Genomic DNA, 23,173 nt, shown 5'->3' on the forward strand with positions numbered 1-23,173 from the left:
CACTGCGTTCGTGGTTCGCGCGTGTGATCCGCGGAACGGTCTGGTCCCGGCCAGCGGCCGTGCCGGCGGCCCCTTTCCGGGTGCCGCCCAATTCTCATTCTCTCGCGGCTAGCGCCGCACTGCATCCCGGCCGGCAGTGCCGTGGCCGAGGGCCTTTTCAAGGCCGGCGTCGATGCCCAAGGCCCCCCGGAGTTCGGTCTCACGTTCGTTCATGCCTTCGCGGATCGCGTCGGCGAAGTCGTACAGGCCGTCCGTGAGCCGGCCGACCGCCCGGTTGAGGCCCTCGGGGCCCAGGTTGGACTGCGCTTCGGTGATCTTACGGAAGGCGATGACGCCGATGGCGACGCCGATTCCCATCCAGATGATTCTGTTCATGTCAGGTTCTCCAGCGGGGGTTAGCGGCTGCGGCGGCCGGTGGCGGGCTTTTTGCGGGCGGTGAAGGCCGAGCGCACGCCGTAGCTGAAGGACGCCACCTTGATCAGCGGCGAACCGACGGTGGCGGCCATCAGGGAGGACAGTGCCGAGATGTTGGCGGAGGCGTCGGAGACGTTGTTCGCGATCCCGTCGACTTTCTTCAGCTGCTCATTGGTGGTGGAAACGGTCGCCGTGACTTCGTCCATAAGCGGGGTGGCGCCGTCGCTGATCGAACGGATGGAGGTCCGCACTTCGTCCAGCACTCCCCCGAGCTTCAGAATCGGCACGGCGAGCAGCACGACCAGCACTGCAAACACTCCGGCCGCGATCAGGCCGGCAATATCGCCACCAGTCATAGTCGTTCATCTCCTTGTTGCGTCGTGTCCCTGCGGGGTTTCGGGCTGCCACAGCCGGCAGCCGCAGAACTCCCCCAAGTACCTTACATACAAAGAAGCCCGCGGCGCTTGCCACGGGCTTCTTTGTAAGGTGTCGCGTTGGATCTAGCGTGCGTAGAATTCCACGACGAGCTGCTCTTCGCAGGTCACGGGGACCTCGGAGCGCTTGGGGCGACGGACCAGGCGGGCCTGCAGGGCGTCAAGCTTGACGTCCAGGTATGCCGGAACCATCGGCAGGACGTCGCGGTGAGCGCCGGCTGCTGCAACCTGGAACGGAGGCATGGACTCGCTGCGGCTGTGAACGTGGACCAGCTGGCCCTCAGAGACGCGGAAAGACGGGCGGTCAACGCGGATGCCGTCGACCAGGATGTGGCGGTGGACAACCAGCTGGCGGGCCTGGGCGATGGTGCGGGCGAAGCCTGCACGCAGCACGAGGGCGTCGAGACGCATTTCGAGCAGTTCGATCAGGTTTTCACCGGTCAGGCCCTTGGTGCGGCGTGCTTCTTCGAAGGCACGGGTCATCTGGGCTTCGCGGATGCCGTACTGGGCGCGCAGACGCTGCTTTTCGCGCAGACGTACGGCGTAGTCGGAGTCCTGCTTCTTGCGGGCACGGCCATGCTCACCGGGGCCGTACGGGCGGCGCTCCATGTACTTGGCGGCCTTGGGGGTCAGAGCGATGCCGAGTGCACGCGAAAGGCGTGCGGTACGGCGAGCACGAGTGTTGTTAGCCACTTGTGTCCTTCCAATATCTGCGGTGTGTCAGTGTTACTGGCCTCCACGATGGAGAGCATCGGCCAACCGCTGCCTTTTGCTACTGGGCACAGGGCAAACCCGTCTCTGCAGCATGAAATGCTGAAATCGAGGGGATTGTGCGCCTGTGCCTTGCCAGACAACGAACAAGCCTACCATGCTGTGGCCGGCGGACGGTCAGGTCCTGGCGTGCACGCCCCGGCTGCTGCGCCGCCCGAAGGATGCAGCGCCCAGGAATTCCACGGCCACGAACGCTGCGGACCCGATGACCCATTCATCATGGCCGGGCGGAATCGCGTAGGTGTCGTTGGCATGGATCGTGGAGCGCAGTCCATCCGAGGATTCCACTTCCATCTCCCCCGAGATGCAGAACCCGAGGTGGTGGTGCTGGCACTGCTCGGTCTGCTCGAGTGGTCTGATGGACTCGGACCAGCGCCAGCCCGGGCCGAGGATCAACCGCGCCACCGAGTAGTCGTCAACGGTGACGAGGTCGAATTCGGCGTTGTCGGGGCACCGCTTCTTGTCCGGTACATCAAAGGACTTAACGGCCAAAGCTGTGACGAAAGTTACGGACATCGAGATACGACCTAGGAATTTGTGCGAAGAAGCCGGGCGTGAAGCCAAGCTACTGACGTGCCGGCCGCCGACCTGAGGTCCGGAAAGCGAAGATCCGGCAGTGAGTGCCGCTGTCCCCCACCACGCGGACTCGTGCAGCAGGTCCTTGCTGACTTAAATTAACGTTAGACCTCATGGACCGGAAGTCAACGGGGAGTTTCCGGGTCCGCCGGTCACGTGCCGCGGATGATCCTGCGCAGCCGTTCAAGCCTGGTGGAAATGTCGCGCTCGGCGCCGTTGGCTGTCGGCTCGTAGTAGTTGCGGCCCACCAGGTCGTCCGGCGGGTATTGCTGGGTGGCCACCGAGTGTGGCGCGTCATGGGCGTATTTGTAGCCCTGTCCATGGCCCAGCTGCTTGGACCCCGGGTAGTGGGCATCGCGCAGGTGGGCGGGGATGCCGTTGCCGAGGCCGGCGCGGACGTCCGCGATCGCCTGGTTGATCCCCAAGTAGGCAGCGTTGGACTTGGGTGCGGTGGCGAGGTGGACCACGGCCTCCGCGAGGATGATCCTGCCTTCCGGCATGCCGATCAGCTGCACCGCCTGGGCTGCGGCGACGGCGGTCTGCAGCGCCGTCGGGTCCGCCATGCCGACGTCCTCGGCCGCGGAAATAACAATGCGCCGCGCCACGAACCGCGGGTCCTCTCCCGCCTCAAGCATCCGGGCAAGGTAGTGCAGGGCGGCGTCGACGTCGGAGCCGCGGATGGACTTGATGAAGGCGCTGGCAACGTCGTAGTGCTGGTCGCCGGCGCGGTCGTAGCGCACGGACGCGACGTCGAGGGCACGTTCGGTGTGCTTGAGTTCGATCATCACCGGGGCTTCGCCAGTGTCGTCCGCGTCGCCGAACGCGACGCCGGCGGCCGCCTCCAGCGCGGTCAGGGCCCGGCGGGCGTCCCCGCCGGAGAGCCTGACCAGGTGCGCCAGGGCTTCGGCGCTGAGTTCCAGCTTGCCGCCCAGCCCGCGGGCGTCGGCCGCGGCCCGCAGCAGCAGTCCCTCGACGTCGGCGTCGGTGAGCGGTTTGAGCGTCAGCAGCAGGGACCGCGAGAGCAGCGGGGAGACGACGGAGAACGAGGGGTTTTCGGTGGTTGCGGCGACCAGCACCACCCAGCGGTTCTCGACCCCGGGCAGCAGGGCGTCCTGCTGGGCCTTGTTGAAGCGGTGGATCTCGTCCAGGAACAGCACGGTGGTGGTCTTGAAGAGGTCCCTGGCGGTGAGGGCTTCCTCCATCACGCGGCGGACGTCCTTGACGCCGGCGGTGATGGCGGAGAGCTCGACGAATTTCCGGCCGGGGCCCTTCGCGATCACGTGGGCAAGGGTGGTCTTGCCGGTGCCGGGAGGCCCCCAGAGGATCAGTGAGCTGGGGCCCGCGGGGCCGGTGGCGTCGGTGCCGGCGGCCAGCTGGCGCAGCGGGGAGCCCTGGCCGAGCAGGTGCTGCTGGCCCACCACGTCATCGAGGGTCCGGGGGCGCATCCGGACGGCGAGCGGGCTGCGCGGTGAGGCGGCGCGGCGGTCGGAGCCTGCGTCGACCGTGTCTTCGGTGTCGTCGTCGTCCCCGATAGCGCTGCCGCTGTCCCGTCCTGCGCCAAAGAGATCTTCCACATAGATAGGCTACTTCTAGTTCCCGCCCGCGCTGACACCGTCCCATACCTACCCCGCAAGGGAGTGCCTGCCATGCCCAGCCCCGAGTCCCGTGTGGCCTTCGTCTCCGGCGCCCGGCTGCCCGGCTGGGTGGACCGCTTCGCGGCGAGCCACGGCGCGCTGGCCGAGGAGGAGCTCGACGCCGGCCTGCAGCTGCGCGCCGCGGACGGCGCGGTGGCGCTGCTGCAGCCGCCCTGGCCCGCGGACGGCCGGCCCGGACGCGGGACCGACGCCGTCGCCCGTCTCGCCTCCCTGGCGTCCCAAACGCGGAGCATCGGCACCGTGCTGGTCCGCCGCGGCGGGTACTCGGTGGCGGTGGTCAGCGGCGGCGCCGTGCTCGCGTCCAAGACCGGCACCCGCCACGTCCAGTCCCGGACGGCTGCCGGCGGCTGGTCCCAGCAGCGCTTCGCCCGGCGGCGCGCCAACCAGGCGGACGCGCTGGTGGAGGCTGTCGCCGGGCATGCGGCCCGGATTTTCGCGGACCACCGGATTGAATACCTGGCGCCGGGCGGCGACCGGACCCTGGCCGATCAGGTCCTCGCCGAACCGGCGCTGAAGCGCTACGCCGGTCTGCCGCGGCTGGGGTTCCTGGACGTCCCGGATCCGCGCGCAGCGGTCCTGAAGAAGGCCGCCGCGGAGCTGTGCTCTGTGCGGATCCTGGTGACCGATCCGGCGTCATAGGAACGGGCGCCGTTCCATCCCCCAAGGTATGCAGATGGAACGACGTCCTCTTCGCTGTCCTGTGCCGAACGCGGGGCTATTCTTCCGGCGCCAAAGTGACGGTGACGCCGTTGAGTTCCTGGCTGAAGTCGAGCTGGCAGGAGAGCCTGGAGCCGCATTCCTGGTAGCCCTCGGCCTCGATAAGGAGTTCGAGTTCGTCCTCGCTGCGTTCGGCCAGGGTGTCAAAGACCTCTTTGTCGAGGAAGACGTGGCAGGTGGCACAGGAGGCTGTGCCGCCGCAGGATGCCAGGACGGGCAGGTCGTTGTCGCGGAGGGCCTCCATCAGGGTCTGGTCCGGCTCCCACTCGAGGTCGTGGGCGGACCCCTCGCGGTCGATGACGGTGAGTTTGTTCTTGCTCATGGTGGTTCCTTAGTTGTCAGGCAGCTGTGAACACAGCGTCGGTCAGCGGGGTGCCGGGATCTGCGGCAAGCAACGGGTCAATCCGTGCCTTCTGGGCAATCAGTTTCTTGGCCGGCCGGAAGTCGGTAAGTCCTGCGATGGTGTCGACGGCGGCGAGGCGCCCGTCCCGAACATAGACCACCGAGAACCTGCCGTCCGCCGGGGCGCCGCGCACGATCACCTCGTCAGCGGGGTGGCGGACCCCGGCCGTCTGCAGCCGGACACCGTGCTGCACCGTCCAGAACCAGGGGATTTCCGTGTCCGCGGCGTCCTGGCCGGTGATGTCCGCTGCCACCCTGTCGGCCTGTGCCATCGCGTTCTGGATGCATTCGAGGCGCTGGCTGGCGCCATCGATGCTGCTGGTGAAGCGCGTGACGTCACCCGTGGCGTAGATGTCCGGGACGGAGGTCCGTCCGTCCCCGTCCACGAGGATCCCGTCCTGGCACTCGAGCCCGGCGTCAGCGGCGATTTCCTGGTTGGGCACCACACCGATTCCGGCGAGCACGACGTCGGCCGGGTAGGAGGTGCCGTTGGCGGTGACGACCCGCTCGGCCCGATCGGCCCCGTCGATGGCGGTGACCGCTGCACCGAAGACGAATCGGACGCCATTCTGCTCGTGAAGTTGCTCGAAGAAGCGGGACACCGGTTCGGAGGTCACACGGCTCATCACGCGGTCCTGGTATTCGAGCACCGTGACCTCGCAGCCCTTGGCGGAAGCGGCGGCAGCGACTTCCAGCCCGATGTACCCGGCCCCGATGATGGCAACCCGGGCGCCCGGGACGAGAGCCCGCTTGAGTTCGAGGGCGTCATCCCGGGTCCGCAGGGCCTGGACACCGGGAAGATCGGCCCCCGGGACCGTCAGGGACCTGGCGCGTGATCCGGTGGCGATGACGAGGCGGTGGTAGCCCTGGCGGCTGCCGTCGGACAGCAGGACGGTCCGGCCGGCCGGGTCGATGGCATCGACGGTGAGCCCTGCCCGCCGGTCAATGCGCTTGTCCTCGTAGAACCTGACTTTCCGCAGCACGGTGGACTCATCCGGGGCGCCCGCCTTCAGGAGCTCCTTGGACAGCGGAGGGCGTTCGTAGGGCGTCTCCTTTTCGCCTTCGAGCAGCAGGATGTCCCCGCCCCAGCCGCGGGTGCGCAGTCCTGCGGCCACCGCGACGCCGGAGTGGCCGGCACCGACGATCACGATTGGTTTCAGGCCGTTCTCGGTCGGCTGCTGGCTAGGCATTGAACTTCTCCAATTCCACGAACATGTGTTCCGGTCCCGAGTTGGTCAGATTGTTGCCCCGGACGTATTCGATCGGCTTGTCCTGGTTGAGGGTCAGGGAGCCAAGCCTGGCGGCCAGGAGTTCTACCGTCACTACGGTTTCCAGCCGGGCCAGCGGGGCGCCAAGGCAGCTGTGCACGCCGTGGCCGAAGCCGAGGTGACCGTCGGTGTTGCGGTCCATGTCGAAGGACTCGCCGTCGGGGTACTTGTTGCTGTCGCGGTTCGCGGCGGCAGGCAGCAGCCGGACAATGGCGCCGGCGGGGATGCGCACGCCGGCGACCTCGACTTCTTCGGTGGTGATCCGGCTGGCGCGCTGCACCGTTCCGCGGAAGCGGGCCAGTTCCTCCACGAAGAGGGTCGCGTCGGAGGGGTTCTGCCGGATCCGGTCCAGCAGTTCGGGCTGTTCGCTGAAGACCCGGAAGGCGTTGGCGAGCAGGATCGTGGTGGTGTCATGGCCGGCGACGAAGACGAAGGCGCAGAGTTCCTTTGCTTCCTTCTCGCTGAGCAGGCCGTCCTTCCACATCCGCGCGATGTGGCCGCCCACTGACTCGTTTCCCTCCACGTAGAGGCGCTCCATGGTGTCCTTCAAGTACGCGAAAAACTCGAAAGTGCTCTGTTCGTCGGTGCCAGTGCCTTGCGCGTTGCGGGCCAACCGGCCGAAGTAGCTGAAGGTCTCGTCGGACCAGAACTTCATCTTCTCGAAGTCCGACGCCGGGACGTCCAGCAGGGCGCTGATGGTGGACATGCTCAGCGGGATCGCGTAGTCGTCGACGGCGTCGCCGCCACCGGCCGCGATCATCGGGTCGAGGTACTTGTGGGCGTTCTCACGGACCCGCTCCTCGAAGCGGGCGATCGCCTTGGGCGTGAACGCCTGGGCAACCACCTGGCGCAGGCGGGTGTGGTTGGGCGCGTCGAACAGGGTCAGGAAGGTCAGCGGTACCGGGTCCACGACCTGGGAGGAGAAGACCTTGGGGGCGCGCATGGCTTTGCGGACGTCGTCGTAGCGAGAGATGAACCAGACATCCGAAACCGGTGATGCGGCGCGGAGGACCGGGGCATTGTCCCGCATCCATGCGTAGTGCGCGTACGGGTCCCCCTGCGTTCCGTCGTCGACGACCTTGAACGGCGCCATGCCATCCGGCCAGGCGAGTTCATGGGAGTAAGGCGGCAGTTCGGCAGGCTCGGAGGGAGGCGCGTCGGCGGGCAGCAATTCAGTGGTGGCAGCAGACATCTTTGTCCTTCTGTCGGAGTGCATTGACGTGATGTACGTCTCAACCAACAGTGCCTTGTGAGGACCGGTCCTCCCCATAGGGCTTCCGTTCATCGGTTGTGGAAGATGCCACCCGCGAGGCGGCTCATCGGAATCCGATGTTGCTCATCCGTGTGTTGATCATCTTCGGGCGGCGCGCAGCGGGACGGTACGCAGGCAGAAGCCGTCTGCGCAGCGGAACGAGCCGCCTGGGAGCACGTTACGAGGGCAGCGGTCCTGGCGCGGGTCCAGGCTTGCGTCCCAGTTCCCGCGCCGGGGATCGGGGCGCATCAGCCTGCGGTTTGGACAGACACCTCAACCTATCGACGCGACTTAGCCGGTCAGGCGTAGTGCAGCAGGAAGTGTTCCAGGATGCTGGCTTCGAGGGGTTCTTGCCAGCCAGGATCGTCCACCTTTGCGGTGGACACTGCGTGCCCGGGCGTGAGCAGGTGCCAGTCCGGGAAGGGATCCGGGGGAAGTTCCTGTTCTTGTTTCTGTTCTGGATCCTGGCCGGGGTTCGGGGGCAGGCCGCGGTCCGGATCAATGTCCGGGTCCGGGGGAAGGCTGCGGTCCGGATCGATGTCCGGGTCCGGGGGGAGGCCGCGGTCCGGGGCTGCGTCCATGTGCGCGTCGGGGTTCGGGTCCGGGGATGTTTCCAGGAGGCCGGGTGGCCAGTGGGGTGGTTCCCAGTCCTGCTGTTCGCTGGGGTAGTGCCGGCCGGACGGGGAGGTCCAGCCGGGCGGGGCGTTTTTGCTGGCCCCGGCGGGTGTCCAGGCTGAGCTGTGTTTGAGCCGGTGGTGCTTGGGGCAGGGTTGGCCGAGGTTGGTGATGCCGGTGGTGCCGCCGTGGGCCCAGGCCAGGAGGTGGTCGGCGTCGTTGTCCAGGGAGTGGTTGTTGCAGCCCGGGAAGGGGCATCTGCCGTCGCGGAGCTGGAGCCAGTGCCGTTGGGCTGTGGTGAGGCGGTAGCTGGTCCGGCCGATTTCCAGCGGGGCCCCGTCCCGCGGGTCGGTCAGGACCCGGTAGAAGGACCCGGCGCCGCCGGCGGTGAGGCGGCGGGCCATCGAGGGCGGGATCGGCCCGTACCCGTCCAGGGTGGCCGGTTCCTCGCCGGCGCCCAGCAGCGACAGGACCGGGACGGTGATCAGGACCTGCGCCCGCGGCGACGGCACACCCCCGCCCACGCCGGCACCGTTGTCCGCCGTTTCGCCGGTGGTGAGGAGCCAGGTCGCGGCGGTGTCGGCGCGGAGCTGGGTGAGGGTGCGGGCCTCGGTGGGGCCCTGGAGGGCGCGGGCGGCCGCGGTGGTCCGGTCCCAGATCCCGGCGGCGGTGTCGGCCGGCAGGTAGGCGGAGAGCCAGGCCATCCCGTCCCGGTCCGGGCGGTATTCGACCCGCCGGTCCGCGGCACTCTTGGTGTGGCGGGTTTCGATGCTGACCGGGTGGTGGCGTTCGCGCCAGGCGCGGGCCTTGGCGCGGAACCGTCCCGGGACGAGGTCCCCGGCCGGGCACCCGCGGGCCGGGTCCGGTGCTGCGGGGTCCAGGAAGTGCGCCTCGAGCGCGGCCGCCCCGGCCGCATCCAGGCCGGTGGTTTCGGCCACGAGGATCCGGGCGTGGGCCCAGGAGATCGTCCCGGCCGTCAGCGCCGCGAGGGTCAGCGGCAGGCCCTGCGTGAGGTCCTGGCAGTCGGACAGGAACGCGCCGGCGGTCTGTTCGCTGACGGTCAGGACGCACGCGACCTCGGCCCTCACGGCCATTTCCTGGCAGGTCGCGTCGTGCGGTGACAAGGCCGGGGGCGCCAGGGCTTCGGTGGCCTGCAGGTAGCCGGCGGCCAGCGTGACTTTCAGCGCCGCGGTGCTGGCATCCAGCCGGGCCGCCAGGGCCATGCCGTCCAGGCAACCATCCGCCAGCACCCGCAACGGATCAGTGTGCTCCGCGCCGGACGGATCAGCCGGGTCCGAGCTGGAAAGTTCAGTAGGGTCGGCGCCGGACGGATCGGCATGGTCAGCGGCCGCGCCGGCGAAGGCGGTCAGCGCGGCAGCGGACGCGGCGACGGCCGCCAGGGCCTCCCTGCACTCCGCACTCCACGCTGTGCTTTCCATAAACCCAGAATATTGGGCACCTCTGACACTTTGACGAAACCGGCGGCCGCGCAGCGCGGGACCATGGCGAACACTCTTCGACTTGGGAAATTCGGGGGTGGCGACGTCGGGGAGTGCAGTTTCCGCGGCCAAAATTCAACAGCGCTTGGGTTTTCCGGCCAGGACGAGGCCCAAGGCCGTCAGGACACACTTTCCACGCCGCCGATGATCAGTGCATCACAGCGGCCGACAGTTACAGGCGGCGAGGAGCCGGGGCGGAGGCCTTGAGGGCACGGGCGATCCCGTGAGCGGCGGTCAGCAGCGCCGGGACGGTTAGGGGCACAGCTGCTTCGCCCCGCGGAACAATGGCGTTGAGCGTAGCCGCGACCGCGCCGTCCGGGCCGAAGACTGGAACGGCGATGCCGGTCCATTCGGTCACCCCGATGCCCGGGATGGCGACGAAGCCGCGCTGCCTGATCTCAGCCAGATGCTTCCGGATCAGCTGTGGTTCCGTGATGGTCTCCGGGGTGACCTGTTCCAGGCGGCCGGAGAGCACTTCCTCCTGGACGGCGGGCGCCGAATACGCGAGCAGGACCAGCCCGGAGGACGAGGCGTGAATCGGCATCCGCTGGGCGATATGGGCCGCGTTCAGGCTGGAATCCGGCGAGGACAGTCGCTCGACATAGAGCACGGTGCCGTGGTCCAGCACGGCGAGGGTGGTGTGCTGGTGCACGGCGGCCTGGACATCTTCCATATACGGCAGCGCGACCTCGCGGAGGTTCAGCGCCCTCGACCCACGGGCGGCGAGTTCCCACATCCGCATCCCCGACCGCAGGTTCCCGTCCGGCAGCCGCTCGATCAGGCCGTGCAGCACCAGATCGTCCACGAGTCGGTGGGCGGTGGTCAAGGGCAGGCCCGCTCTCCGAGCAAGGCCGGAGAGCGTCATCGTGGGCAGATCCCGGTCGAACGCGCTCATCAGCCGCACGACGCGGCTGATGACCGATTCACCGGTCGGCGAATTCGCCAACGCGCGCTCCCCGCCCCGAGGTCAGACGCCGGCCCCGCGGACGATCCCGCGGTCGGCGGCGAGTTTCGCGATGTCGCGGCCCGCGCGGTAGCCGAACACCAAGGCCGGGCCAATGTGTGAGCCGTAGCCGGGGTAGCCGCCGCCGAAGACGCTGACCGCCGCCGCGCCGACGGCGATCAGGCCGGGAACCGCCGTTCCCTCTTCGGTGGTGACCTCGGAGCGTTCGTTGACGCCAATCCCGGCAAAGGTGCCCAAGTCACCCATCTGGATCTTGGCCGCGTAGAACGGTCCCTTGCCGACCGGGGCCAGGTTGGGGTTCGGCTTGTGCTCCATGTCGCCGCGGAAGTGGTTGTACAGAGTGGAGCCGCGGCCGAACGCCGGGTCTTCCCCGCGTTCGGCGGCCGGGTTGAAGCCAGACACTGTCGCCTCCAGGCCGGCGGCGTCGATGCCGAGCTTGCCGGCCAGCTCCGCCAGGGTGTCCCCCTTGACCAGGTAGCCGGTCTTGTAGAAGTAGCCGCGCGGCATCGGCCAGGGCTTGGCGTAGCCAATCCCGTACTTGTGCATCGTCTTCGCGTCGCCGATCACATACCCGAACGTCTTGTTCTCGTCCTTGTTGTGCTCAATCATCGTCCCGCCGAAGTCGTGGTAGCTCAGGGCTTCGTTCCCGAAGCGCTTGCCGTGGCGGTCGACGGCGATCAGGCCCGGCAGGCCGATGGCCCGCAGGTGCGGGAAGAGCCGCTCTTTGCCATTGAGGTATTTGAAGACCGTGACCGGCGCCCAGGACCCCACGCTGAACACCGAATTGTCGATGTGCCCGCCCGCGCTGATCGCCAGAGTTGCGGCGTCACCGCCATGGCCCACGGTCGGGGTGAAGTGGTCGTCGCCGTCGGGATCGTGCGGGAAGTACTGCTTGCGCAGTTCCTTGTTGCCGGAAAAGCCGCCGGCAGCAAGGATGACACCCAGGCGTGCCTCCACGGAGGCGGCGTGGTCTCCCCCGAGGACGGCGCCGGTGATGGTGCCGGCGTCGTCCCGTGTCAGGGACAGTGCCGGCGAGGAATTCCAGAGTCGCACGCCCAGGTCATCGGCGCTTTTCACCATCCGGGTCATCAGCGCGTTGCCGTTGGAACGCAGGACCGGGCGCCGGTAGCGTGCCGCGTCCGCCCAGGTGCGCAGGAGCTTTTTCGCAACGTAGACAAACGATTTGACCGACTGGTTCACATGGAAGAACTCGTTGATGTCCGGGCCCACCTGCGGCATGTAGCCGAAGACGGTGTAGGAGCTCATGTAGGGCTGCATCAGGAGCCGCTTGTCCCCCAGCACGCGTGCGTCGACGTCCTGCGGCAGGATTGCCCGGCCGGAGAGTTTCGCGCCGGGCAGGTCCATCTTGTAGTCCGGGGCCTTCTCCGGATAGGTGAACTTCACCTCGGTCTCGTTCTCGAAGAAGGAGATGGCTTCGGGCACGGTGTCCAGGAAGTCACGCACCCCGGCCGTGTTGAACGTTTCCGGCGCGAGGCTGCGCAGGTAGGTCTCCGCTTCCTCGCGGGTATCGCCCTGCTCCAGCCCCTGCTTGTTGCCGGGCACCCAGGCCCAGCCGGCGGAGATCGCCGTCGTGCCGCCGAAGTACTGCTCCTTCTCCGCGACGATCACGTTCAGTCCCCGCGAGGCGGCTTTCAACGCTGCGGCCATACCGGCCACACCGGACCCGATGACGAGGACATCACAATGGACGGGTTTGCTCATGGTTTTGCTCCGTTCAGTCGGCCGCGCGTCGTTGCGGCAGCCGGGTGGAATGCTTGACCCCCAGTAGAGCCGGTGACACGGATCACCGCGAGGTGGATTACCATTGAGCGGGAATCCAGAGGAGGATTATTGGCCAACTCCGCGTCGGGCGAGTCGATCATCGGCCGCTTCGTGAAGATCGTCAGCGCCTTTGACGACAGCCACCCCTCGATGAGCGTCGCCGAGCTGGGCCGCCGCACGGGCCTCCCCGTGACCACCGCTTACCGTTTGGTGAACGACCTGCTGCTGGAGCGTCTGCTCGACCGGGAGCCGGACGGCAATGTTCACATCGGCACCCGGATGTGGGAGCTGGTCTCGCGCGGGTCCAAGATGGTGGGGTTGCGGGAAGCCGCCCTGCCGTTCATGGAGGACGTCCAGGCCGTGGTCCAGCATTCGACCACACTGGGCATCCTGGATTCCGATGAGGTCCTGTACATCGAGCGGATCGGCTCGCATTCCACCATTGTGGACATCACAAAAATCGCCGGCCGCCTCCCGCTGCACGCCACGTCCTCGGGGCTGGTCCTACTGGCCAATGCCACGCCCGAGTACCAGGAATCCGCGCTGGCCCGGCCCCTGGCGAAGTTCACCGAAACCACCCTGACCGACCCTCCCCAGCTGCGCCGCCATCTGGCAGAGATCCGGCAGCGGGGTTACGCCGTGATGCCCGGGGTGATCGTCAAGGAATCCAGCGGCATTGCCGTCCCCGTCTACGGCCCGGACAACACCGTCGTCGCCGCACTCAGCGTCGTGGTGCCCCGGAACGAGGAGAACGTCCCCGCCCGGGTTCCGGTTCTCATGGCCTCCGCACGCGGCATCTCCCGCGCCCTGGGCTGGCGGGGCGAGCTCAAGGGCGCCCTCCGCCAGAGCCGCTGAACGCCATTTTTCCGTTCAACGGCAATCCTGTGGTCCCCATCACAGCCCTGCTGTCACTCTGGCTAGGACGCAGCAAAGAGGCTGCAGGAGTTACGAGGAGCAGACCACATGAACACCACAGCGAACCGCGTGGCCGGTAAGACCGCAATCGTTACCGGCGGTCGGGGCGATCTGGGCCGCGCCACCGCCGCCCTGCTGGCCGAACACGGCGCAAAGGTAGCCAGCCTCGACGTCGCTGGCGTCCCGGCCGCCGCCACCCACGCCGGCGTCCGCCAGTACGACGTCGACGTGACCAGCGAGGACAGCGTCGCCGAGGCGATCCGACGGGTCAGCGACGACCTGGGCACGCCGGACATCCTGGTGAACGCCGCGGGTATCATCGGCCCGGCCGGCGCATCCCACACCGCCTCCGTCTCCGATTTCGACACCATCTTCAATGTCAACGTCAAGGGCGTCTGGCTGATGACCAAGTACGTGGTGCCGGGAATGATCGACAAGGGTGCCGGCAGCATCGTGAATTTCTCCTCGATCCACGGCATCACCGGCGGCAAGAACGTGCCGCTGTACCACGCCACGAAGGGCGCCGTGCGGCTACTGAGCAAGTCCGATGCTGCCGCCTACGGCAGCCGCGGCATCCGGGTGAACTCCATCCACCCCGGATCCATGAACACCCGGATGAGCCGCCACTCCGCCGAGCAGTCCGACATCGGCGCGGAGCAGTACTACAAGCAGTTGGTCGGCTCCAACCCGCTTCCCCGCCAGGGCGAGCCCGATGAAATCGCTTACGGCGTCCTGTACCTGGCCTCCGATGAATCCCGTTTCACCACCGGCTCGGAGCTCGTGATCGACGGCGGCTACACCGCCGTCTGAGGTCTCCGCCCCGGTTCTCCGCCGAACCCCGTTCCGCGGGGAGGCTGCCCGCCAGCCGCACCTGCACTTCCCTGTTTCCTGAAAGGCCACACCATGAAATTCGTCAATGGAACCGCATCGGACCGCTACGACGTCGTCGTCGTTGGCTCCGGCGCCGGTGCCCTCACCGCGGCGGCCACCGCAGCCCGAGCCGGCAAGTCCGTCGTTGTCCTGGAGAAGAGCGCCCTGCTGGGCGGGACCTCGGCCGTCTCCGGCGGCATGCTCTGGGTCGCCGACAACCACCACGCGCGTAAAGCCGGCATCACCGATTCGAAGGAAGCGGCCGCCGCGTACGTCCGGGCCGTGGCCCGCGGACGCGGACGCGAGGAGCTCCTGGACGCCGCCCTGGATTACGGGGACCAGATGCTCCGCTTCGTGGAAGCGGAATGTGGCGTGCGCTTCATCTTCCTGGACAACTTCCCCGACTACCGCCAGGACCTGCCCGGCGCCGTGGCGGGCGGCCGCACGGTCGAGCCCGAGCTGTTCAACTCCAAGGTGGCGCTCGGCGCCCTCACCGCGCACGTCCGCACCGACGGCCGCGCGCCGTTCACCATGCAGGAGTACGAAAACTGGGGCGCCTTCACCAAATTCCCCTGGGACGACCTCAACCAGCGCCAGGCCGACGGGCTCGTCGCCAAGGGCCAGGCCCTCGTGTCCATGCTCCTGGCGAGCCTGGTCCGCGACGGCGCAGCCCTCGTCACCGGAGCCCGCGGGCACCGGCTGCTCACCGACGGCAGCCGGGTGACCGGCGTCGAACTCGAATCCGGCGAAGTCTTCCAGGCGAACGACGGCGTGGTGCTGGCCACCGGCGGCTTCGAATGGGACAAGGCGCTGGCCGACTCGATGCTCGCCTCGCGGCTCTACACAATGTGCTCGCCGCCCTCGAACACCGGCGACGGCCTGCGGATGGCCCAGCGGATCGGCGGCCAGACCCGCGGCACCCGTGAAGCCTGGTGGGCCCCGATGTCCGTCACCGGCGACTCCCGCGACGGTCAGCCGATCGGCACCCTGCTCCGGTTCGAGCGCCAAGGCCCCGGATCCCTGATGGTCAACCGCCACGGCCGCCGTTTCGCCAACGAATCCCAGAACTACAACGATCTGGCCCGGAGCCTGCAGTCCTGGGACTCCCCCCGGAACCAGACGCTGAACACTCCTGCGCACGTGATCGTCGACCATGCCTACCTGGAGCGGTATGGCATCCTCGCCCACCGCGCCGGCCAGCCCACGCCTGCCTATCTGGTCGAGGCGGCAACGCTGGAGGAACTCGCGGCAAAGATCAACGTTCCCGCGGAGAACCTCGCCGCAACGGTGGCGCGGTTCAATGAATTCGCGGTCAAGGGCGAAGACCCCGACTTCGGCCGCGGCGAAAGCGCGTACGACAAGTACTGGGGCGACGACAATAACCCGTTCCCGAACCCGTCCCTGGGTCCGCTGCAGGCCGGACCGTTCTACGCCATGGAAGTAGTGAACGGCGCCTTCGGCACCAACGGCGGCGTCGCCACCGACGGCCGGGCCCGCGTCCTTGACGTGGACAACCGCCCCATCGAGGGCCTTTACGCGGCCGGCAACACCACCGAAAACGCCTACGCCGCCGGCTACCCCGGTGCCGGCGCCACCCTCGGCCCGATCATGACCATGGGCTACCTCGCCGGACGCACGATCGCCGGCCAGGCCCCCGCTTTCGTCTCCGGTTCCGAAGCCCCCGCCGAAGCAGCCAGCGCCGAACTGGTGGGTGCCTGAGATGATCCGCCACACCGTACTTTTCAAGTTCAAGCCGGATTTCCCGCCCGCCGACAGGCAGGCCTGGATCGCCGGACTCAACAAAATGACCGGGAACATCCCCGGCATGCTCAGCCTGACCCACGGCCCGGACCTGCTCAACACCGAGCGGTCCTTCGATTACGCCATCGTGGCGGACTTCGAGAAGGTCGAGGACATCGAGGTGTACAACACCCATCCGCTGCACGAGCCGCTCAAGGCTTACTCATTCCCCAACAGCCAGCAGATCCTTTCGGTGGACTTCCACTTTGGGGATGCCCAGCCGGCTGCCGCTAAGACAACGCTGTCTTAAGGAGATCCCCATGCACACTGCACCCGCTCCCCGCCTGGCCGCGCGCAAGACGCCGCGGAAGGCTGCCCTGGCCTCGTTCCTGGGCAGCACCCTGGAGTACTACGACTTCTTCATCTACGGCACCGCCGCCGCGCTGGTGTTCCCGCACCTGTTTTTCCCGTCCGCCGACCCCGCCCTCGGACTGGTCGCGGCCTTTGCCACCTTCGGTGTCGCCTACGTGGCACGGCCTGTGGGTGGACTGGTCATGGGCCACTTCGGCGACAAGCTGGGCCGCAAGAAGATCCTGCTGCTCACCCTGGGCATCATGGGCCTGGCTTCGCTGGGCATCGGATTCCTGCCCAGCTACGAACAGGTCGGCATGTGGGCGCCGATCCTGCTGGTGGCCGGCCGCCTGGCCCAGGGATTCTCCGCCGGCGCCGAGTCCGCCGGGGCCTCCACGCTCACGCTGGAACACTCCCCGGAAGGCAAGCGGGGCTTCTACACCAGCTTCGTGATGACCGGCTACGCCTCCGGCATGGTACTGGCGACCCTGGTCTTCATCCCGGTCACCGCTCTCCCGCAGGAAGCCATGATGAGCTGGGGCTGGCGCATCCCGTTCTGGCTCTCCATCGTGGTGCTGGGCATCGCCTACTGGGTCCGGACGCACCTGGATGAAACCCCGGTGTTCGAGGAGGCACAGGAAAAGCACCAGGTCGCCCCGATGCCGGTCAAGGAAGTGCTCAAGTTCCAGGGACCCGATGTGCTGCGGGTGGTGGGCATGTCCGTCATGTCCGTAATGCAGACCATCTTCACGGTCTTCGGACTCGCCTACGCGACCTCCACCGCAGGTTTTGACCGGGCCTCCATCCTGACCGTCAACGCCGTGGCGATCGGGCTGTCAATGTTCGCCATGCCGCTGGCCGCCCGGCTGTCGGACCGGATCGGCCGGCGGCCGGTGCTCCTGACCGCCGCTATCGGGTGCTCGGTCACGATCTTCCTGTACTTCCTGGCGCTCTCCTCGGGCAACATCGTGCTCGTTTTCCTGGCCGCCTTCCTGAACATGACGGTGCTGTACTCGGGCTTCAACGGCATCTGGCCCTCGTTCTTCGCCGAGCAGTTCGCCGCTCCCGTGCGCTACACCGGCATGGCGATGGGAAACCAGCTCGGACTCGTCGTGGCCGGCTTCGGCCCGATGATCGCCGGTCTGCTGCTGGCCCCGGGCGTTACCGGCTGGGTTCCCGTGGCCGTCTTCGCGACGGTCTGCATGCTCATTGCGGCAGCCTCGGTGTACTTCTCCCGCGAAACATACCGGACCCCCATCGAAGAACTGGGCGCCCCGTACCTGGCCGGAACCGCACGGCGCCGGGAGCTGCTGGCCCAGGAGGAACTCATTGCGCAGCAGCAGCCGGCCCGGTCGGCACTGCAGCTTCCCTGACCGCCCCGACGCAGAGGAGACCGAAGACAGCTAGAGCCCGTCTGCTCTGAAGTGCCCGACGGCGTCTGCCGCCCCGATTCGTTCGGGGCGGCAGGCGTTGTTTCAGCAGCCGGTGAGGTGCCGCTTCGGCCGTTCCTGCCGGTAGAGGTACCGCCCGGCTTCCGTGAATCCGGCGCGGGCGTAGAGTTCCCGCGCACCGGCATTGGAGGCCATGACGAGCAGCCAGTAGCCGCTGAGGCCCCGGGCGTCACCTGCACGCAGCAGGGCCTGCAGGATCCGGGCGGCATGGCCCCGCCGCCGGGCGTCCGGGCTGGTCGCCAGGCAGTACAGCCCGCCTGTCCCGCTGGCCCCGTCGGCCCTGCCGACAGGAACAGCGAGGCGCCCGACGGCGGCGGGCCGGCCGCCGTCGTCCCGCACCAGGGCGTACAGCGAGGGGCAGCGTTCAAGGATCCCGCGGGCGACGGCGAGGGCGGTGTCATCGCCCCGGCCCTCGACGCTCCACCACAGCCGCAGCCACTCCGCAGGGGGCCTGGCGGAGATCTCGACGCCGGTGTCAGCCGCCGGCGCATCCGTGCCGCTGTTCCGGACCAGCACCAGGGTTTCGGACTGCCGGGTAAACCCTTCCTCATCCAGTACGGCGTTGAGCGGGGCGTACCGGGGGTCCTCGAAAACCTGGAGGATCAGCGGAAGCCGGTGGTTCCGGTACCAGAGGCGGGCCTCCCGGAGCGCGGTGGGCAGCGCATGGGGGTCGGTCCCGGGTTCGCGGGGCCAGACCGAGTTGGCCCGCTGCGTCACACCGGAGGCGGCGCGGAGCACCCAGCCGCCGGACTCCTCCCGCTCGGCGGCCGGCCACGCGGCATCCATCAGGGCCTCAAGCCCGGCCATCGCCTGCGGTTCCACCCGGCCTCCTCCGTCCAGCTCTTCTTCTTCTCCGTTTCCCCGTACTTCCGAGGCAGCGCATGCTGCGACAGCAAAGGCTCCCCGGTTTCCCGGGGAGCCTTTGCTGTTCATGGCGTCAGGCTACTTGGTGCCGTCCTGGCCCGTTTTGCCGTCTTCCGCCGTCGTCGGTGCCGCCTTCTTGGCCTCCGGCTTGAAGTCCACCCCGGCTTCCTTGCGCTGCTGCGCCGTGATCGGGGCAGGCGCCTGGGTCAGCGGGTCGAAGCCGCCACCGGACTTCGGGAACGCGATGACGTCGCGGATGGACTCGACGCCTGCCAGCAGCGCGACCACGCGGTCCCAGCCGAACGCGATGCCGCCGTGCGGCGGCGCACCGAACTTGAAGCCCTCGAGCAGGAAGCCGAACTTGGTCTGGGCATCAGCCTTGTCCAGGCCCATCAGCTCGAAGACGCGCTCCTGGACGTCGCGCTCGTGGATACGGATTGATCCGCCGCCGATTTCGTTGCCGTTGCAGACGATGTCGTAGGCGTAGGACAGCGCGGATTCGGGATCGGTGTCGAAGGAGTCCATGAACTCGGGCTTCGGCGAGGTGAACGCGTGGTGCACGGCGGTCCACTGGCCGGCGCCGACAGCGACGTCGCCGGACGCGACGGCCGCTGCGGCCGGCTCGAACATCGGCGCGTCGACCACCCAGCAGAAGGCCCAGTCGCTCGGGTTGATGAGGCCGGTGCGGTGGCCGATTTCCACGCGGGCGGCACCGAGCAGGGCGCGGGACGGGGTCTTCTCGCCGGCGGCGAAGAAGATGCAGTCGCCGGGCTTGGCGCCCACAGCCTCGGCGAGGCCGGCGCGCTCGGTGTCGGTGAGGTTCTTGGCCACGGGGCCGGCGAGTTCGCCGTCCTCCTTGTACAGGACGTACGCCAGGCCCTTGGCGCCGCGCTGCTTGGCCCATTCCTGCCAGGCATCGAGCGCCCGGCGGGCCTGGGAAGCGCCGCCCGGCATCACGACGGCACCGACATAGGGTGCCTTGAAGACGCCGAAGTTGGTGTCCTTGAAGAACTCGGTCAGCTCGGTGAGCTCCTGGCCGAAACGCAGGTCCGGCTTGTCCGAGCCGTAACGGGCCATCGCGTCGTGGTAGGTGATGCGCTGGATCGGCGTCGGAATCTCGACGTCGATCAGCTTCCACAGTGCCTTGACGATGCCTTCGCCCAGCCGGATGATGTCGTCCTGCTCGACGAAGCTGGCTTCGATGTCGAGCTGGGTGAACTCCGGCTGGCGGTCCGCACGGAAGTCCTCATCGCGGTAGCAGCGCGCGATCTGGTAGTACTTTTCGAAGCCGCCCACCTGCAGGAGCTGCTTGAACAGCTGCGGGGACTGCGGCAGCGCGTACCAGGACCCCGGTGCGAGGCGTGCGGGGACCACGAAGTCGCGGGCGCCTTCCGGCGTCGAACGCGTGAGCGTGGGGGTTTCGATCTCGACGAAGCCGTCCTGGTGGAGCAGTTCGCGGGCCACACGGTTGGCCTCGGAGCGCAAGCGCAGGTTGCGGGCGGGGCCGGGGCGGCGCAGGTCCAGGTAGCGGTGCTTGAGGCGGGCTTCCTCGCCGACCTCGACGTGCTCGTCGATCTGGAACGGCAGCGGATCGGAGGTATTGAGGATGGTGACCTTGTCGGCCATGACCTCGATCTCGCCGGTAGCCAGCGCGGGGTTCTCGTTGCCTTCGGGGCGCCGGGAGACGGTGCCGACGATTTGCAGCACGTATTCGTTGCGCAGGCCGTGGAAGACTTCCTCTTCACGGACAACCACCTGGGACACCCCCGAAGCGTCACGCAGGTCAACGAAGGCGACACCACCGTGGTCACGACGCCGGCCGACCCAGCCGGCGAGGGTTACGGTTTGTCCAATGTGCTCGGAGCGAAGGGATCCGAGGTCATGTGTGCGCAGCACAGCACGCCTTTCTGAAGAAGACAGAGGGAAAGCAAAACTCATGTTCAATAGGATCGCTACTGGAACGATCCCGTTCGAGTTTACCCGTTGGAAAGGCGCCTCCCGCCATGGCAAGCCGGTATCCGAGCCAACCGTCACCCGACCGGCACACCCCCCGGCAGCTGCAGCGCCGGCTGGGCTTCCTCGATTCGACCGCGATCGGGCTCGGCTCCATGCTGGGCGCCGGCGTTTTTGTGGTCTTCGCCCCGGCGGCTGCGCTGGCGGGTCCCCTGCTGCCCGCCGCGGTGGCCCTGGCCGGCGTGATTGCCTACTGCAACGCGGTGGCCTCGGCCCAGCTGGCCGCCAAGTACCCGTCCAGCGGCGGCACCTACGTCTACGGACGGATCCGGCTGGGCGAGTGGCCGGGCTTCATTGCGGGCTGGGGCTTCGTGACCGGCAAGACGGCCTCCTGCGCGGCGATGGCCCTGACGTTCGGCCACTACGCGGCCCCGGAATTCGCGACGCCGCTGGCGGTGGCCGCCGTCGTGGTCCTGACCGGCGTGAACCTGCTCGGCATCACCCGGACTGCCCTGCTGACCCGGATCCTGCTGGGCGTTGTGCTCGCCACCCTCGCGTTCGTGGCAGCCGCCGCGGTGCTGGGGCCGCATGCTGCACCGGACGGTGCCGAAGCGGCCGGCGGCTGGGGTGTGCTGCCGGCGGCCGGACTGATGTTCTTTGCCTTCGCCGGGTATGCCCGGATCGCGACCCTGGGCGAAGAGGTCAGGGACCCCGCCCGGACCATTCCGCGGGCCATTCTCGCGGCGCTGGCCGCGGCCTTCGTGATTTACCTCGGGCTCGCCCTGCTGCTGCAGTGGCAGCTGCCGGCGGAGCAGCTGGCCGCATCGACGGCCCCGCTGCTCGACGCTGTCACCAGTTCACAGCTCAGCGCCGGCGCCCCGTTCGTCCAGGCGGGGGCCGCCGCGGCCTGCCTCGGCGCGCTGCTGGCACTGATCACGGGGGTGGGACGGACCGCGATGGCGATGGCGCGGGAACGCGACCTGCCGTCCCCGCTGGCGCGGGTGGGCGGAGCGCACCCGGTGCCGTTCCTGGCCGAACTGGCCGTCGGCGCCGCCGTGATCGTGCTGCTGCTGACCAGCAACGTGCTCACAGTCGTGGGATTCTCCAGCTTCGGGGTGCTCGTCTACTACTCAGTGACGAACGCCGCCGCCTTCACCCTGTCAGCGCGTCCCTGGCATGCGCCGCGCTGGCTCAATGCGCTGGGCTTCCTCGGCTGCCTGCTCCTGGCGGTGACCCTGCCGCCGGCCTCGGTGCTGGGCATGGCGGCGGTGCTGGCCGTGGGGGCCGCGGGCCGCTTCGTTGTGCTGCGGCGCCGCAAAGCCGCCGCCGCTTAGGCCCTGAAGACCCGGACGTGCAGGTCCTCCGCGGCCGGCGTCCAGGTGGCCGGATCGGCGTCGACCTGCTCGCCGGAGCGGATGTCCTTGACCTGGTGTTTGCCGTCGTCTTCGGTGAACCAGACAAAGGGGATGCCGCGGCGGTCGGCGAATTTGATCTGCTTGCCGAACTTCTCGGCCTTTGCCGCCACCTCGGTGGCGATCCCGCGGCTGCGTAGCTCCGCGGCGACATCCTGCGCGGCGCTCCAGCTGTCATCGCTGTTGAGCGCCACGAGCACCGCCGTCGGCACGGATCGTGAGGCCTTGGCGAGGTCCTGGCTGAGGATCCGGGAGACCAGCCGGGTCACGCCGATGGAGAGGCCTACGCCGGGGAACTTGCGGTTGCCCTTGCTGGCGAGAGCGTCGTAGCGCCCGCCGGAGCAGATCGAGCCGAGCTGTTCGTGGCCCACCAGGACCGTTTCCACCACCGTGCCCGTGTAGTAGTCCAGGCCGCGGGCGATGCTGAGGTCCGCGACGACTTTGCCCGGTGCCCGCTGCACGGCGGCCGCGATGACCTGCTCCAGTTCGGCCAGGCCCTCCTCCAGCAGTTCATTGCTGACTCCCAGGGCGCGGACCTGCGCCACGAAGGACGTGTCCTCGGTCCGGATCGAGGCCAGCTTGAGGGCGGACTGGGCCTGCTCGTCAGTGGCGCCGAGCTCGGACTTCAGCAGTTCGGCCACCTTGGCCGGGCCGATCTTCTCAAGCTTGTCGATGCTGCGCAGCACCCCGGCGGTGTCGGTCAGCCCAATGCCGTTGTAGAAGCCCTCGGCCAGCTTGCGGTTGTTGATCCGAAGCAGGAATGCCGGGATCGGCAGTGCACTGAGGGCCTCGGCGATGACCAACGCAATCTCGACGTCATAACGGAACGGCAGTTCGCCGTCGCCCACGATGTCGATGTCGGCCTGGGTGAACTCGCGGGCGCGGCCTTCCTGCGGACGCTCACCGCGCCAGACCTTCTGGATCTGGTAGCGGCGGAACGGGAAAGCGAGGTAGCCGGCGTTTTCGACAACGTACCGGGCGAACGGCACCGTGAGGTCGAAGTGCAGGGCCAGGGCGTGCGGATCGGCCTTGTGCGACGCCGCGGCGTCGCCTTCGTCGTCCTGCAGCCGGCTCAGCCCGTAGACCTCTTTGTCGATCTCACCCTTGCGCAGCAGCTGCCCGACCGTCTCCACGGCGCGGGTTTCAATGGAGGAAAATCCATGGAGTTCAAAGACCCGGCGGAGCGTGTCCAGCACATGCAGCTCCACCAGCCGCTCCTCGGGAAGCCACTCGGGGAATCCGGACAGGGAGGCGGTGCGTGCCATGGT

21 protein-coding genes are annotated in these 23,173 nt (G+C 68.1%); 7 read left to right on the top strand and 14 right to left on the bottom strand.

From position 1 onward, the window contains the following. Positions 1 to 108: 108 nt before the first annotated feature. From J2X01_RS00945 to J2X01_RS00965, 5 genes are all read right to left on the bottom strand, one after another. Complete coding sequence (locus J2X01_RS00945) at positions 109 to 375, bottom strand: DUF6167 family protein (protein WP_310049700.1); 267 nt, start codon at positions 373 to 375, stop codon at positions 109 to 111. A 20-nt stretch (positions 376 to 395) separates the two neighbouring features. Beyond that, a complete protein-coding gene (locus tag J2X01_RS00950; RefSeq protein WP_310049704.1) occupies positions 396 to 770 on the bottom strand; it encodes a DUF948 domain-containing protein in 375 nt (124 codons plus the stop codon). Positions 771 to 914: 144 nt separating this feature from the next. Further along, entirely contained in the window at positions 915 to 1,541 is a 627-nt protein-coding gene (gene rpsD / locus J2X01_RS00955) for a 30S ribosomal protein S4 (RefSeq protein WP_024364981.1), read from the bottom strand. Between the two features lie 195 nt (positions 1,542 to 1,736). Then, positions 1,737 to 2,135, bottom strand: coding sequence for a cupin domain-containing protein (locus tag J2X01_RS00960; protein ID WP_310049709.1), 399 nt, complete (start codon positions 2,133 to 2,135; stop codon positions 1,737 to 1,739). Between the two features lie 212 nt (positions 2,136 to 2,347). Then, complete coding sequence (locus J2X01_RS00965) at positions 2,348 to 3,769, bottom strand: replication-associated recombination protein A (RefSeq protein ID WP_310049712.1); 1,422 nt, start codon at positions 3,767 to 3,769, stop codon at positions 2,348 to 2,350. Between the two features lie 72 nt (positions 3,770 to 3,841). On the opposite strand from J2X01_RS00965, the gene J2X01_RS00970 reads away from it, so the two are divergent. Continuing rightward, positions 3,842 to 4,489, top strand: coding sequence for an acVLRF1 family peptidyl-tRNA hydrolase (locus J2X01_RS00970; RefSeq protein WP_310049715.1), 648 nt, complete (start codon positions 3,842 to 3,844; stop codon positions 4,487 to 4,489). Positions 4,490 to 4,565: 76 nt separating this feature from the next. Here the strand turns inward: J2X01_RS00970 and J2X01_RS00975 are convergent, their stop codons facing one another. The 6 genes from J2X01_RS00975 to chcC2 all read right to left on the bottom strand — a co-directional run bounded on the left by J2X01_RS00975 (position 4,566) and on the right by chcC2 (position 12,289). Further along, positions 4,566 to 4,889, bottom strand: coding sequence for a 2Fe-2S iron-sulfur cluster-binding protein (locus J2X01_RS00975; protein WP_310049717.1), 324 nt, complete (start codon positions 4,887 to 4,889; stop codon positions 4,566 to 4,568). A gap of 16 nt (positions 4,890 to 4,905) precedes the next feature. After that, the gene (locus J2X01_RS00980) at positions 4,906 to 6,159 is read right to left on the bottom strand and encodes an NAD(P)/FAD-dependent oxidoreductase (protein ID WP_310049720.1); all 1,254 of its coding nucleotides are present in this window, start codon (positions 6,157 to 6,159) and stop codon (positions 4,906 to 4,908) included. Continuing rightward, complete coding sequence (locus J2X01_RS00985) at positions 6,152 to 7,429, bottom strand: cytochrome P450 (RefSeq protein ID WP_310049723.1); 1,278 nt, start codon at positions 7,427 to 7,429, stop codon at positions 6,152 to 6,154. The genes J2X01_RS00980 and J2X01_RS00985 overlap by 8 nt, the downstream gene beginning before the upstream one ends. A gap of 359 nt (positions 7,430 to 7,788) precedes the next feature. After that, complete coding sequence (locus J2X01_RS00990) at positions 7,789 to 9,543, bottom strand: HNH endonuclease signature motif containing protein (RefSeq protein ID WP_310049726.1); 1,755 nt, start codon at positions 9,541 to 9,543, stop codon at positions 7,789 to 7,791. A gap of 232 nt (positions 9,544 to 9,775) precedes the next feature. Continuing rightward, complete coding sequence (locus tag J2X01_RS00995; RefSeq protein ID WP_310049727.1) at positions 9,776 to 10,549, bottom strand: IclR family transcriptional regulator; 774 nt, start codon at positions 10,547 to 10,549, stop codon at positions 9,776 to 9,778. A gap of 21 nt (positions 10,550 to 10,570) precedes the next feature. Beyond that, positions 10,571 to 12,289, bottom strand: a complete 1,719-nt coding sequence (gene chcC2 / locus J2X01_RS01000; RefSeq protein ID WP_310049730.1) for a 4-oxocyclohex-2-ene-1-carboxylate 5-dehydrogenase — start codon at positions 12,287 to 12,289, stop codon at positions 10,571 to 10,573. 129 nt (positions 12,290 to 12,418) lie between these two features. Between chcC2 and J2X01_RS01005 the strand changes: the two genes are divergently transcribed. The 5 genes from J2X01_RS01005 (at position 12,419) to J2X01_RS01025 (ending at position 17,598) form a co-directional block, all read left to right on the top strand. Beyond that, positions 12,419 to 13,204: an IclR family transcriptional regulator gene (locus J2X01_RS01005; RefSeq protein WP_310049733.1), complete on the top strand. Its 786-nt coding sequence runs from the start codon at positions 12,419 to 12,421 to the stop codon at positions 13,202 to 13,204. A 108-nt stretch (positions 13,205 to 13,312) separates the two neighbouring features. Then, positions 13,313 to 14,074, top strand: coding sequence for an SDR family NAD(P)-dependent oxidoreductase (locus J2X01_RS01010; RefSeq protein ID WP_310049735.1), 762 nt, complete (start codon positions 13,313 to 13,315; stop codon positions 14,072 to 14,074). Positions 14,075 to 14,167: 93 nt separating this feature from the next. Next, on the top strand, positions 14,168 to 15,853 hold the full coding sequence (chcC1, locus tag J2X01_RS01015; RefSeq protein ID WP_310049737.1) for a 4-oxocyclohexanecarboxylate 2-dehydrogenase: 1,686 nt from the start codon (positions 14,168 to 14,170) through the stop codon (positions 15,851 to 15,853). Between the two features lies 1 nt (position 15,854). Then, positions 15,855 to 16,184 (top strand): Dabb family protein, encoded by a 330-nt coding sequence (locus tag J2X01_RS01020; RefSeq protein ID WP_310050183.1) that lies wholly within the window; start codon positions 15,855 to 15,857, stop codon positions 16,182 to 16,184. Between the two features lie 10 nt (positions 16,185 to 16,194). Then, positions 16,195 to 17,598, top strand: a complete 1,404-nt coding sequence (locus J2X01_RS01025; RefSeq protein WP_310049739.1) for an MFS transporter — start codon at positions 16,195 to 16,197, stop codon at positions 17,596 to 17,598. 102 nt (positions 17,599 to 17,700) lie between these two features. On the opposite strand, the gene J2X01_RS01030 is transcribed toward J2X01_RS01025, so the two are convergent. Further along, positions 17,701 to 18,483 carry a GNAT family N-acetyltransferase gene (locus J2X01_RS01030; RefSeq protein WP_310050185.1) on the bottom strand — a complete coding sequence of 261 codons (783 nt, stop codon included), beginning with the start codon at positions 18,481 to 18,483 and terminating at the stop codon, positions 17,701 to 17,703. A gap of 135 nt (positions 18,484 to 18,618) precedes the next feature. Then, on the bottom strand, positions 18,619 to 20,436 hold the full coding sequence (gene aspS, locus J2X01_RS01035; RefSeq protein WP_310049741.1) for an aspartate--tRNA ligase: 1,818 nt from the start codon (positions 20,434 to 20,436) through the stop codon (positions 18,619 to 18,621). A 107-nt stretch (positions 20,437 to 20,543) separates the two neighbouring features. Between aspS and J2X01_RS01040 the strand changes: the two genes are divergently transcribed. Further along, entirely contained in the window at positions 20,544 to 21,827 is a 1,284-nt protein-coding gene (locus tag J2X01_RS01040; protein ID WP_310049742.1) for an APC family permease, read from the top strand. On the opposite strand, the gene hisS is transcribed toward J2X01_RS01040, so the two are convergent. Next, positions 21,824 to 23,170 carry a histidine--tRNA ligase gene (gene hisS, locus J2X01_RS01045; RefSeq protein WP_310049743.1) on the bottom strand — a complete coding sequence of 449 codons (1,347 nt, stop codon included), beginning with the start codon at positions 23,168 to 23,170 and terminating at the stop codon, positions 21,824 to 21,826. The two genes, J2X01_RS01040 and hisS, sit on opposite strands and share 4 nt — an antisense overlap. Positions 23,171 to 23,173 lie beyond the last annotated feature (3 nt).

The sequence above is a fragment of the Arthrobacter ginsengisoli genome, assembly GCF_031456935.1.
Lineage (GTDB): Bacteria > Actinomycetota > Actinomycetes > Actinomycetales > Micrococcaceae > Arthrobacter > Arthrobacter ginsengisoli.

Bases quoted from the DNA above. Each gene is read 5' to 3' on its own strand.
- J2X01_RS00970 (WP_310049715.1), top strand. From the start codon at position 3,842: ATGCCCAGCCCCGAGTCCCGTGTGGCCTTCGTCTCCGGCGCCCGGCTG.
- J2X01_RS00945 (WP_310049700.1), bottom strand. From the start codon at position 375: ATGAACAGAATCATCTGGATGGGAATCGGCGTCGCCATCGGCGTCATC.
- J2X01_RS00960 (WP_310049709.1), bottom strand. From the start codon at position 2,135: ATGTCCGTAACTTTCGTCACAGCTTTGGCCGTTAAGTCCTTTGATGTA.
- J2X01_RS00990 (WP_310049726.1), bottom strand. From the start codon at position 9,543: ATGGAAAGCACAGCGTGGAGTGCGGAGTGCAGGGAGGCCCTGGCGGCC.
- J2X01_RS00950 (WP_310049704.1), bottom strand. From the start codon at position 770: ATGACTGGTGGCGATATTGCCGGCCTGATCGCGGCCGGAGTGTTTGCA.
- chcC2 (WP_310049730.1), bottom strand. From the start codon at position 12,289: ATGAGCAAACCCGTCCATTGTGATGTCCTCGTCATCGGGTCCGGTGTG.
- J2X01_RS01010 (WP_310049735.1), top strand. From the start codon at position 13,313: ATGAACACCACAGCGAACCGCGTGGCCGGTAAGACCGCAATCGTTACC.
- J2X01_RS01030 (WP_310050185.1), bottom strand. From the start codon at position 18,483: ATGGCCGGGCTTGAGGCCCTGATGGATGCCGCGTGGCCGGCCGCCGAG.
- hisS (WP_310049743.1), bottom strand. From the start codon at position 23,170: ATGGCACGCACCGCCTCCCTGTCCGGATTCCCCGAGTGGCTTCCCGAG.
- J2X01_RS01020 (WP_310050183.1), top strand. From the start codon at position 15,855: ATGATCCGCCACACCGTACTTTTCAAGTTCAAGCCGGATTTCCCGCCC.
- J2X01_RS00985 (WP_310049723.1), bottom strand. From the start codon at position 7,429: ATGTCTGCTGCCACCACTGAATTGCTGCCCGCCGACGCGCCTCCCTCC.
- J2X01_RS00975 (WP_310049717.1), bottom strand. From the start codon at position 4,889: ATGAGCAAGAACAAACTCACCGTCATCGACCGCGAGGGGTCCGCCCAC.
- J2X01_RS01040 (WP_310049742.1), top strand. From the start codon at position 20,544: ATGGCAAGCCGGTATCCGAGCCAACCGTCACCCGACCGGCACACCCCC.
- J2X01_RS00980 (WP_310049720.1), bottom strand. From the start codon at position 6,159: ATGCCTAGCCAGCAGCCGACCGAGAACGGCCTGAAACCAATCGTGATC.
- chcC1 (WP_310049737.1), top strand. From the start codon at position 14,168: ATGAAATTCGTCAATGGAACCGCATCGGACCGCTACGACGTCGTCGTC.
- J2X01_RS01025 (WP_310049739.1), top strand. From the start codon at position 16,195: ATGCACACTGCACCCGCTCCCCGCCTGGCCGCGCGCAAGACGCCGCGG.